This window comes from Pseudomonas sp. TWR1-1-4 (genome assembly GCF_049897165.1).
Lineage (GTDB): Bacteria > Pseudomonadota > Gammaproteobacteria > Pseudomonadales > Pseudomonadaceae > Aquipseudomonas > Aquipseudomonas canadensis.
Window position 1 is genome coordinate 122,153 of record NZ_JAFCVS010000003.1, and the last position, 11,207, is coordinate 133,359.

General features: G+C 60.5%; 11 protein-coding genes. 6 read left to right on the plus strand and 5 right to left on the minus strand.

The window, feature by feature from the left end; translation table 11 throughout:
• Positions 1-24: 24 nt before the first annotated feature.
• Positions 25-543, minus strand: a complete 519-nt coding sequence (locus ACP7C6_RS08885) for an RNA polymerase sigma factor (RefSeq protein ID WP_028617780.1) — start codon at positions 541-543, stop codon at positions 25-27.
• A 196-nt stretch (positions 544-739) separates the two neighbouring features.
• A complete protein-coding gene (gene gap, locus ACP7C6_RS08890; protein ID WP_016975496.1) occupies positions 740-1,741 on the minus strand; it encodes a type I glyceraldehyde-3-phosphate dehydrogenase in 1,002 nt (333 codons plus the stop codon).
• A gap of 221 nt (positions 1,742-1,962) precedes the next feature.
• Here gap and edd point away from each other — a divergent pair, with 221 nt between their 5' ends.
• From edd to ACP7C6_RS08910, 4 genes are all read left to right on the plus strand, one after another.
• Positions 1,963-3,789 (plus strand): phosphogluconate dehydratase, encoded by a 1,827-nt coding sequence (gene edd / locus ACP7C6_RS08895; protein WP_028617778.1) that lies wholly within the window; start codon positions 1,963-1,965, stop codon positions 3,787-3,789.
• Positions 3,786-4,745 carry a glucokinase gene (locus tag ACP7C6_RS08900; protein ID WP_028617777.1) on the plus strand — a complete coding sequence of 320 codons (960 nt, stop codon included), beginning with the start codon at positions 3,786-3,788 and terminating at the stop codon, positions 4,743-4,745. Before edd ends, ACP7C6_RS08900 begins: the two co-directional genes overlap by 4 nt.
• 123 nt (positions 4,746-4,868) lie before the next feature.
• Entirely contained in the window at positions 4,869-5,603 is a 735-nt protein-coding gene (locus tag ACP7C6_RS08905) for a response regulator (RefSeq protein WP_025854798.1), read from the plus strand.
• A 31-nt stretch (positions 5,604-5,634) separates the two neighbouring features.
• Complete coding sequence (locus tag ACP7C6_RS08910; protein WP_201769846.1) at positions 5,635-7,062, plus strand: ATP-binding protein; 1,428 nt, start codon at positions 5,635-5,637, stop codon at positions 7,060-7,062.
• Positions 7,063-7,105: 43 nt separating this feature from the next.
• Here the strand turns inward: ACP7C6_RS08910 and ACP7C6_RS08915 are convergent, their stop codons facing one another.
• Positions 7,106-8,035: an AraC family transcriptional regulator gene (locus tag ACP7C6_RS08915; RefSeq protein WP_028617775.1), complete on the minus strand. Its 930-nt coding sequence runs from the start codon at positions 8,033-8,035 to the stop codon at positions 7,106-7,108.
• 328 nt (positions 8,036-8,363) lie between these two features.
• Here ACP7C6_RS08915 and ACP7C6_RS08920 point away from each other — a divergent pair, with 328 nt between their 5' ends.
• Positions 8,364-8,705: an antibiotic biosynthesis monooxygenase family protein gene (locus tag ACP7C6_RS08920; protein ID WP_028617774.1), complete on the plus strand. Its 342-nt coding sequence runs from the start codon at positions 8,364-8,366 to the stop codon at positions 8,703-8,705.
• A gap of 9 nt (positions 8,706-8,714) precedes the next feature.
• Positions 8,715-8,993, plus strand: a complete 279-nt coding sequence (locus tag ACP7C6_RS08925; protein WP_311893457.1) for a hypothetical protein — start codon at positions 8,715-8,717, stop codon at positions 8,991-8,993.
• Between the two features lie 99 nt (positions 8,994-9,092).
• Here the strand turns inward: ACP7C6_RS08925 and ACP7C6_RS08930 are convergent, their stop codons facing one another.
• Together ACP7C6_RS08930 and ACP7C6_RS08935 are read right to left on the minus strand one after the other, a co-directional pair.
• Positions 9,093-9,713 (minus strand): flavin reductase family protein, encoded by a 621-nt coding sequence (locus tag ACP7C6_RS08930; protein ID WP_028617772.1) that lies wholly within the window; start codon positions 9,711-9,713, stop codon positions 9,093-9,095.
• Positions 9,714-9,865: 152 nt separating this feature from the next.
• Positions 9,866-11,185: an MFS transporter gene (locus ACP7C6_RS08935; protein WP_028617771.1), complete on the minus strand. Its 1,320-nt coding sequence runs from the start codon at positions 11,183-11,185 to the stop codon at positions 9,866-9,868.
• Positions 11,186-11,207: the final 22 nt, after the last annotated feature.

Here is an 11,207-nt window from a genome sequence, read left to right on the forward strand (position 1 = left end):
ATCGACGCTTCTGTTGGGTGAAGCTTAAGGCCGATCCAGCCGTTCGGCCACACCTACGCAGATAGCCATAATCAATTTGAGTTCCTTTTGCACGGTGCTCAAGGACACTTCCAACTGATCGGCGATCTCCTGGTAACTGCAACCATGCAGGCGGCTGAGGATGAAGATCTGTTGTTGGCGGGCGCTCAACTGGCCGAGGCTGACGCTCAGGGCTTCGAGCATTTGCTCGGCCTGGGTGGCATCTTCGGGGGTACTGATGGGGGCGGCGACGCTTTGCAGGACATCCAGCGGAACATCTTCTTGCAGCGTGCGGGCCTGGATCCTGCGCGCACGCAGATGGTCCAGCGCCAGGTTGCGCGCCGTCTGAAACACGAAGGGTTCAAGGTGATCGATCGGCCGCTCGCTCAGGGCCCGAGTGACGCGCAGGTAGGTTTCCTGCAACAGGTCCTCGGCGGTGCTGTGGTTATTCACCATCCGCTGCAAGGTGCGAAGCAGAATCACCCGTTGGGTGAGAAAGACATGGTTGAAGCGAGATTGGCTCACAGTGATACCAGACCGGTTTGCAGTTAATGATAATGCTTATCATCAACGCAAATGGCAAGTGGCACGTTGCCCGGTGTTGCACAGGACAAATGTGGGAGCGGGCTTGCTCGCGAATGCATCACCTCGGTATTCAGATGAACCGAGGCGTCTGTATTCGCGAGCAAGCCCGCTCCCACACAAGCCCACTCCCACTGGATTACTCGGCGTTACACAATGCCAGGCAGTTATCCAACATACGGTTGGAGAAGCCCCACTCGTTGTCATACCAAGCCAGCACTTTCAGCAACTTGCCGCTGACTTTGGTGTGATTGGCATCGAAGATCGACGACAACGGGTTGTGGTTGAAGTCGCTGGAAACCAGCGGCAGGGTGTTGTAACCCAGAATCTTCGAATGCTGGCTGGCATCCTTGAGCAGCGCGTTGACCTGTTCGGCGGTGGCTTCTTTCTTCAACTGCACGGTGAGGTCCACCAGCGACACGTTGATCACCGGTACACGCACCGCCATGCCGGTCAGCTTGCCCGCCAGTTCCGGCAGCACCAGGCCGACGGCTTCAGCGGCGCCGGTTTTGCTCGGGATCATGTTCTGGGTGGCCGAACGCGCACGATACGGGTCGGTGTGGTAGACATCGGTTAGGTTCTGGTCGTTGGTGTAGGCGTGAATCGTGGTCATCAGGCCGCTTTCGATGCCCAGCTCGCGGTGCAGCACTTGAGCCACAGGCGCCAGGCAGTTGGTGGTGCACGAAGCGTTGGAGATGATCTGGTGGGATTGACGCAGAATGTCGTGGTTGACGCCATAGACCACGGTCGCGTCCGCGCCCTTGGCCGGTGCGGAAATGATCACCTTGCGCGCGCCGGCGGTAATATGGGCGGCAGCCTTGTCACGGTCGGTGAACAGGCCGGTGCATTCGAACACCACGTCGATCTTGTGTGCAGCCCACGGCAGGTCGGCTGGGTTGCGAATGGCACTGACGGCAATCCGGTCGCCATTGACGGTCAGGCTTTCCTGATCGTGAGCGACCTCTGCTTCGAAAGTGCCATGCACGGTGTCGTATTTGAGCAGGTGGGCGTTGATCGAACTGTCGCCCAGATCGTTGATGGCGACGATCTGCAAATCCTGGCGGTAGCCTTGGGTATACAGTGCGCGCAGGACATTACGGCCGATACGGCCAAAACCATTGATTGCGATACGAAGAGTCATTGGAGAGTGCCTGTCGTCGATTTGTTGTAAGAATTACAAGATTATTCGCATAAAAATAGAAAACAAGCCTTTTTAGTGGCAATATTTTGTTCAATCTACAACGAGTGACCTGAATCAACTGGTCCGATGATCCAAACGACTCCCTGCCATCCCATGCGCTGCGGGCGTTTGATCAGCATAGACACTCAGGTCGCCACATCCGTTAGCCTGGAGTTCTACACATGCATCCCCGCGTTCTTGAGGTCACCGAACGGCTTATCGCCCGCAGCCGCGCCACCCGCGAGGCCTACCTTGCGCTCATTCGCGGTGCAGCCACCGACGGTCCGATGCGCGGCAAGCTGCAATGCGCCAACTTCGCCCACGGCGTGGCCGGTTGCGGCACTGAAGATAAAAATAGTCTGCGCATGATGAATGCCGCCAACGTGGCAATTGTTTCGTCATATAACGACATGCTCTCGGCGCACCAGCCGTACGAACATTTTCCTGAACAGATCAAGAAAGCCCTGCGCGAAGTCGGCTCGGTCGGCCAGTTCGCCGGCGGCACCCCTGCCATGTGTGACGGCGTGACCCAGGGCGAGCCTGGCATGGAGCTGAGCCTGCTCAGCCGTGAAGTCATTGCCATGTCCACGGCGGTAGCGCTGTCCCACAACATGTTCGATGCCGCGCTGATGTTGGGCATTTGCGACAAGATCGTCCCCGGCCTGATGATGGGCGCGCTGCGCTACGGCCACTTGCCGATGATATTCGTACCGGGCGGCCCGATGCCGTCGGGCATCTCCAACAAGCAGAAAGCCGACGTGCGCCAGCGCTACGCCGAAGGCAAGGCCACCCGCGAAGAGCTGCTGGAATCGGAGATGAAGTCCTACCACAGCCCTGGCACCTGCACCTTCTACGGCACCGCCAACACCAACCAGTTGCTGATGGAAGTGATGGGCTTGCACCTGCCGGGCGCCTCGTTCGTCAACCCGTACACGCCGCTGCGCGATGCGCTGACCCGCGAAGCCGCGCACCAGGTCACCCGCCTGACCAAGGCCAACGGCAGCTTCATGCCGATCGGCGAGATCGTCGATGAGAAATCCATCGTCAACTCCATCATCGCCCTCAACGCCACTGGTGGTTCGACCAACCACACCCTGCACATGCCGGCGATCGCAATGTCGGCGGGCATTATTCTTACCTGGGACGACATGGCTGACCTCTCCGAGGTGGTGCCGACCCTGTCCCACGTGTATCCAAACGGCAAGGCCGACATCAACCACTTCCAGGCGGCGGGCGGCATGTCGTTCCTGATCCGCGAGCTGCTCGAAGCCGGCCTGCTTCACGAGGACGTCAACACCGTGGCTGGCAAAGGCCTGAGCCGCTACACCCAGGAACCATTCCTGGTCGACGGCGAGCTAATCTGGCGCGACGGCCCGATCGAAAGCCTCGACGAAAGCATCCTGCGTCCCGTGGCCCGTGCGTTCTCGCCGGAAGGTGGCTTGCGTGTGATGGAAGGCAACCTCGGTCGTGGCGTGATGAAAGTGTCTGCCGTAGCGCCGGAACATCAAATTGTTGAAGCGCCGGCGGTGGTGTTCCAGGACCAGCAAGACCTGGCCGACGCGTTCAAGGCCGGTCAGCTGGAAAAAGACTTCGTGGCCGTCATGCGCTTCCAGGGCCCGCGCTCCAATGGCATGCCCGAATTGCACAAGATGACGCCGTTCCTTGGCGTGTTGCAGGACCGTGGCTTCAAAGTCGCACTGGTAACAGACGGGCGTATGTCCGGCGCGTCGGGTAAGATCCCCGCCGCGATCCACGTCAACCCCGAAGCCCAGAGCGGCGGGCCACTGGCGCGGGTGCGCGATGGCGATATCATTCGCGTGGATGGCGTGAAGGGCACCTTGGAGCTTAAGGTGGACGCCGACGAATTCGCAGCGCGCGCGCCTGCCACGGGCCTGTTGGGCAATAACGTGGGGGCCGGTCGCGAGCTGTTTGCATTTATGCGCTTGGCCGCAAGCTCCGCAGAGCAGGGCGCCAGCGCCTTTACCTCTGCCTTGGAGACGCTTAAGTGAAGCTTGCGCTGGTCGGTGATATCGGGGGCACCAACGCCCGTTTTGCGTTGTGGCGCGATCAGGAACTGCATTCGATCCGCGTGCATGCCACGGCGGATCACTCCAGCCCTGAAGATGCGATCAAGGTTTACCTCAAGGAGGAAGGCCTGGAAATCGGCGACATCGGTGCGGTGTGCCTGTCGGTGGCCGGGCCGGTAAGCGGCGATGAATTTAAATTCACCAACAATCACTGGCGCCTGAGCAAGACTGCGTTTTGCAAGACGTTGCAGGTCGATGAACTGCTGCTGGTCAATGACTTCTCGGCCATGGCCTTGGGCATGACCCGCCTCAAGCCCGACGAATTTCGCGTGGTCTGCGAGGGTACGCCGGAGCCATTGCGCCCGGCGGTAGTGATTGGCCCTGGCACTGGCCTGGGGGTCGGGACCCTGCTGGACCTCGGCGCTGGCCGTTTTGCGGCGTTGCCGGGCGAGGGCGGGCATGTCGACCTGCCCCTCAGCAGCCCGCGTGAAACCCAGCTGTGGCAGCACATCTACACTGAGATCGGCCACGTGAGCGCCGAAACCGCCTTGAGCGGTGGCGGCTTGCCGCGTCTGTACCGTGCCATTTGCGCGGTCGACGGCCACACGCCGGTACTGGAAACCCCCGAGGCCATCACGGCCGCAGGCCTGGCCGGCGACCCGGTGGCGATGGAAGTATTGGACCAGTTCAGCATCTGGCTGGGCCGCGTTGCCGGCAACAATGTACTGACCACCGGTGGACGCGGTGGCGTGTACATCGTGGGCGGGGTGATACCGAGGTTTGCCGACTTCTTTATCAACAGCGGCTTTGCCAAGAGTTTCGCCGACAAAGGCTGTATGAGCGACTACTTCAAAGGCATTCCGGTGTGGTTGGTGACCGCGCCGTATTCCGGATTGACCGGGGCTGGGGTGGCGCTTGAGCAGGCTTTTGCCATGTAGGAGCGAGCTTGCTCGCGAAGAGCGTCAACGGTAACGCAGCGCATCAGGTGATACGCAGCAGCTTCAGGATTTTCGCGAGCAAGCTCGCTCCTACAGATTGGCCATAACAACAAGGAGGACCCCGTGAGCGTAATCAGTAAATCGATTCTCCTCGTCGACGACGACCAGGAAATCCGCGAATTGCTGCAGACCTACCTCAGTCGCGCCGGTTTCCAGGTGCGTGGCGTGCCGGATGGCGCGGGGTTCCGCCAAGCGATGAACGAGGCGCCGTGCGACCTGGTCATCCTCGATGTGATGTTGCCGGACGAAGACGGTTTCAGCCTTTGCCGCTGGATCCGCCAGCACCCGCGCCAGGCGCAGGTGCCGATCATCATGCTCACCGCCAGTTCCGACGAGGCCGACCGCGTGATTGGCTTGGAACTGGGCGCCGACGACTACATCGGCAAGCCGTTCAGCCCCCGCGAGTTGCAGGCGCGGATCAAGGCCCTGTTGCGCCGTTGCCAGTTCGGCCAGGAGCGCAGCGTAGGTGGGGACGTGCTGGTGTTTGATGAATGGCGCCTGGATATGATCAGCCACCGCCTGTTTCATGTAGACGGCGAAGAAGTGATCCTCTCCGGGGCCGATTTCGCCCTGCTCAAATTGTTTCTCGACCACCCGCAACAGATCCTCGACCGTGACACCATCGGCAACGCTACCCGTGGCCGCGACCTGATGCCGCTGGACCGTATCGTCGACATGGCCGTCAGCCGCCTGCGCCAACGCTTGCGCGATACCGAAAAACCCCCGAGGCTGATCCGCACGGTGCGCGGCAGCGGTTATCAACTGGCAGCCAGCGTGGTTGCCGGCAATGCCCACTGAACATCTGACTGAACGCCGTCGCCGCTTCCCGGTGCCACGTTCGTTGCTGGGGCGCATGCTGCTGCTAACGTTGCTGGCGGTGTTGTTTGCCCAGGCGCTGTCCAGCGTGATCTGGGTCTCGCAGTTGCGTGCCACACAGCTCGAAGGCCTGGTCACCAGCGCCCGCAGCCTGGCGCATTCGATGACCGCCAGCGTGAGTTATTTCCGTTCATTGCCGGTGGCCTATCGCCCATTGGTCCTCGACCAATTGCGCAGCATGGGCGGCACGCGTTTCGTCGTGACCCTCAATGATCGCCCGTTGGACATGGCCATCCTGCCGCAAACCCCGCGTAAGCAGGCCGTGCTTGAAGCGGTCGATGAAGTGCTGAAACAAACCCTCGGTGCCGATGTGCATATCTCGGTGGAGTTTGTCAGCGCCGAAGACCTGCGCATCTTCAATGCCGGCCTCAAACTTGATGAACTGCCGCGTTCCTGGGCCCACTACGCACTGACCCTGGAGCCGGTAAACCCGCCGGTGCTGGTCACTCAGATTCAGCTCGCGCCTGGCGAATGGCTGTACATCGCCTCGCTATTGCCCGAGCCCTACACCAGTCTTGAAGAGCAAGGCCTGCCGTCCCAGCAGGTGTGGTTTATCGTGCTGACCAGCGGTTTTCTGCTGCTGTTCATCGGTTTGCTGGTGCATTGGCAGAGCCGACCGCTCAAGCGTCTGGCACGGGCGGCGCGGGACATGTCCCTGGGCGCCGATGTAGAGCCAGTCGCCGAAGGTGGCGGCAGCGAAGTGGTCGAAGTGGGCCGTGCGTTCAATGCCATGCGCGAGCGCATCAGCCGTTACCTGACCGAGCGCAGCCAGTTGTTCAGCGCGATTTCCCACGACTTGCGCACACCGATCACCCGCCTGCGCCTACGCGTGGAATTGCTCGAAGACGAGAACCTGCAAACCAAGTTCGGCCGCGACCTGGATGAGCTGGAGTTGTTGGTGAAGGGCGCGCTGCAATGCGTGAAAGATACGGATATCCACGAAAACATCGAGCCGGTCGACCTGAACCATGTGCTCGATTGCCTAGTGGAGCCGTACCTGGCGCCGAACGGGAATGGCCGCGTGACCCAGCATGGCCGGGCGTTGACGGCATATCCGGGCAAGCCGCTGGCGCTCAAGCGTTGCATCGGCAACCTGATCGACAACGCGTTGAAGTACGGTCAGAACGCCCACCTGTACATCGAGGACGATGGCGTGGAGTTCATCCTGCATGTGGATGACGAAGGGCCAGGCGTACCCGAGCAACGCCTGGAGCAAGTTTTCGAACCTCACTTCCGCCTGGCTGGGCAGCAGCAGGGCTATGGCTTGGGGTTGGGAATTGCGCGCAACATTGCCCATAGCCATGGTGGGGAAGTGAGTTTGCAGAATCTGCGCGAGGGAGGGTTGCGGGTGACCTTGCAGCTACCCCGCGGTCTGGACTGAATAAACACAAAACCGCCACTCCCACATTTTGATCTCCGTTGAGTCAGATGCTCTGGCGCAATCGGGCCAGGTCACGCAATGGCGGCGCACCGAAGAGCCGGCTGTACTCGCGGCTAAACTGCGACGGGCTTTCATACCCCACGCGATACCCTGCCGCCGACGCTTCCAGCCCTTCGGCAATCATCAACCGCCGCGCTTCCTGCAAGCGCAATTGCTTCTGGTATTGCAGCGGGCTCATCGCAGTGATCGCCTTGAAACGGTGGTGCAAGGTCGAGACGCTGAGGTTCACTTCCTTGGCCAGGTCATCGATGCGCAGTGGTTGCTCGTAATTGCCGTTCAACCACTTGATCGCCTGGCTGACCCGATGGCTCTGACTGTTGGCCACGGCGATTTCATACAGGCGATAACCCTGTGGACCCCGCAACAGGCGATAAAGAATTTCCCGGTTGATCAGCGGCGCAAGCATGGCGATGTCTTTGGGCGAGTCCAGCAGGCGCGCCAGGCGCAGCACGGCGTCGAGCAGTTGGCCGTCGATGCGGTCGACATACATGCCACGGGAGGTCGGACGCGACGGCACGCCCATCGGCCCTGCTTCCGCGATCAAGGCCGTCAACTGCGCCGGGTCGATATTGATGCGCACCGACAGGTTCGGGTCTTCCGGGGTGGCATCAATGATCCGCCCGGCCACCGGCATCGCCACCGAGAACACTAGGTAATTGAGTGGGTCGTAGGCAAAGATCTCGTCGGCCAGGCGCACTTCCTTGCTGCCGCTGGCCAGAATGCACAGGGCAGGCTCCACCAGTACCGGCATGAAGTCGCGCGGCGTGTTGTGGCGGTTCAGGAACAAGGTGGTGATGGCGGTGCCGTAGGAGCCGTCCTCCCAGGTATGCCGGTGCACGATGCTGGCCAGTTCGGCGCGCTGTTTTTCCATCTCGGCATCGAGGGGCATGGCTTTATGTTCGGGCGACGACATGGAGCGTCCTCTACTGGCTACTTCGATGGGCTCAGCTTAGCGGCGGCTTTTCAAAAAGTGTTACGTCGATTCTGCACAATCCTTGCCTGATCCTGCGACGCATCGTGAATCAGGCAATCGCGGGGCCTGTCATCTCCCTGAAACAAGGCGTTGCCCCATGGAATAAAACGTCTGCGGCAGACGTCCTCTCTACGCTTCTCGCAGGATTGTGCAATAAGCCGACAGGAATTGACTAACCGCGCCCGCCCCCGCGCCGTTATCTTTGATCCTGTGGCAACACGCCCTCACAGTGCTTGCCGAGCATCACTTCTCAACGGGAGAGTCGAACATGTCCACCCCCATTCCCGCGAGCCATATGGCCTTTATCCGCGCCCGCACCGGGTGCAGCACCGAACTCGGTGCACGCTTGAGCAGTTTGATCGAACCGGGCCGTCAGGCTCAGGGTTGCCTGCAGTTCTCGTTGCAGCATTCCCAGGTCGATCCCGATGTCTGGTTGATCTCCGGTTTCTGGAGCAGTGAGGAGGCGATGAGCGCCTACTTCAACTCACCAGCCCTGATGATCCTGACCGAGCTGTTGAATGACATGGTGGTCCGCAGCATGGACTTCCAGACCTTTACTGACGCATCCGCTGCACACGCCTACGGCGAGTACCTGCAACTCGCCGGCTGAAGGTCTAGAATGGCCGACTTTCCATTGGCCAGGACCTGCAACATGGCACGTAAACAATTTGCCCACCACGAAGCCGTTTCCGCCGTAGTACCGGGGGAGGGTGGCTACAGCGCCGCCGTCGCCGTCAAGGCACTGGATGGCATGGGCGCACCGCAGTTTCACAAGATCCTTGATGGACAAAAGTTCACCACGGCCTCCGACGCCGACGATGCGGCCACCCAGCAGCTTGAGTGCTTGGTCGATGTCGATGAAGAAGGCGTGCTGAACTGGGCACCCGCCGTCCTGTAGGAGCGAGCTTGCTCGCGAAAAATCCAAGGGCGCCGCAGCGTATCAAGATGCCCGCGTTATTAATGACGCCCTTCGCGAGCAAGCTCGCTCCTACAGGATTTATTTCGGTCGATACATCTTGAACAGGGCCTCAGGGCCCAACTGGAAGTAATCCGCCGGGCCGCCACCGCGCAGAATCGGCTCGGCGGCGGCGGTGTCGTAGATACCGTCCTTGAGCAACCACTTGGCTATGTGCACCGCGACCACCTCGCCCAACACCAGCCAGCTAGGCACCAATGCCTTGTCGGCGCGCTGAAGCTGGATGATTTGCGTCACCTTGCACTCGAACGACACCGGGCTCTCGCCCACCCGTGGCACGCCCACGATTTTCGAAGCCACCGGTGTCAGGCCGGACAATTCGAACTCATTCACCTCGGGTGAAACCGGGGCGCAACTCTGGTTCATCTGCTCGGCCAGCGGGCGGGTTGCCAGGTTCCACACAAACTCGCCGGTCTGTTCGATGTTGTTCAGGCTGTCTTTACGCCCGACACTGGAAAACCCGATGATCGGCGGAATGTAGTTGAACGCGTTGAAGAAGCTGTAGGGAGCCAGGTTCAGGCGGCCTTCGCTGTCGTGGGACGAAATCCAGCCGATCGGCCGTGGGCCGACGATGGCATTGAAAGGGTCATGGGGCAGGCCGTGGCCGTTGGCGGGTTCGTAGAAATGGATATCGTCGGACATGGCCTGTTCTGTTCTCGATTTCGGGACCAGCATCATACCCAATGTGGGAGCGGGCTTGCCCGCGAATACGGTGGTTCAGTCTCTACAATCGTTGACTGACACACCGCTTTCGCGGGCAAGCCCGCTCCCACATTTCGAACTGCGTTCAACGGTTAGTCGGTGGTTATGCGCGAGTGCTTACGCGTGTCCTTCATGGTCACATAGACCACCAGCGACACCGCGATACACGCGGTCACATACCAGTAGTAGCCGGTTTCCATGCCGATGCTCTTGAACCACAGCGCGATGTATTCAGCAGTACCGCCAAAGATCGATACGGTCAGCGCATACGGCAGGCCCACGCCCAGGGCGCGGATTTCGGTAGGGAACAGCTCGGCCTTCACCACGGCGTTGATCGAGGTGTAGCCGCTGACGATGATCAGCGCCGCCATGATCAGGAAGAACGCGCCCCACCAGCTCTGGATGGTGTGCAGGGTGGTGAGGATCGGCACGGTGAACAGCGTGCCGAGGATGCCGAAGGCGATCAGGATCGGGCGACGGCCGACTTTGTCCGACAGCCCACCGACGATGGGTTGCAGGCACATGAACAGGAACAGCGTCGCCGCCGAGATGGTGGTGGAGTCGGAAATGCTCATGCCGACGGTGTTCACCAGGTATTTCTGCATGTAGGTGGTGTAGGTGTAGAAGGCCAAGGTGCCGCCCATGGTCAGGCCGACCACGGTCAGCAGTTCCTTGGGGTGGCGCATCAAGGTGCGCATCGCGCTTTCCTTGGCTTTTTCCTTCTTGGTGAATGACTCGGTTTCTTCCATGCCACGACGCAGGTACAGCGCGACGACTGCGCACAGCGCGCCGATGGCGAACGGGATACGCCAGCCCCAGGCATACAACTGCTCGGTGGTCAGGACTTGTTGCAGCACGATCAGCACGGCCAGTGCGATGAGCTGTCCGGAGATCAAGGTCACGTACTGGAAGCTGGAGTAGAAACCACGGCGTTCCTTGGTCGCCATCTCGCTGAGGTAGGTGGCGGACGTGCCGTATTCGCCGCCGACCGACAACCCCTGCAGCAAACGGGCAAACACCAGCAGGATCGGTGCACCGATACCAATCATTTCATAGCCTGGGCTCAGGGCGATCAGCAGCGAACCAAAGCACATCAGGTAGACCGAGGCCATCAAGGCTTTTTTACGTCCGACTTTGTCGGCGTACAGGCCCATCAGCCAGCCACCGATCGGGCGCATCAGGAAGCCAACGGCGAAGATCGCGGCGGTGTTGAGCAGTTGGGCGGTGGTGTCGCCTTTCGGGAAGAAGGTCTTGGCGAAGTACAACGAGAAGGCGGCGTAGACGTACCAGTCGTACCACTCGACCATGTTGCCGACGGAACCACTGAAAATCGATTTGATGCGGCTGGAGGTAGTGCGCTCTTTCGTCGGCGCGGCCGCCGACCCCAGAGGCAGGGCGTTGGAGTTATCCATTGAAGGATCCTTCATCTAGTTG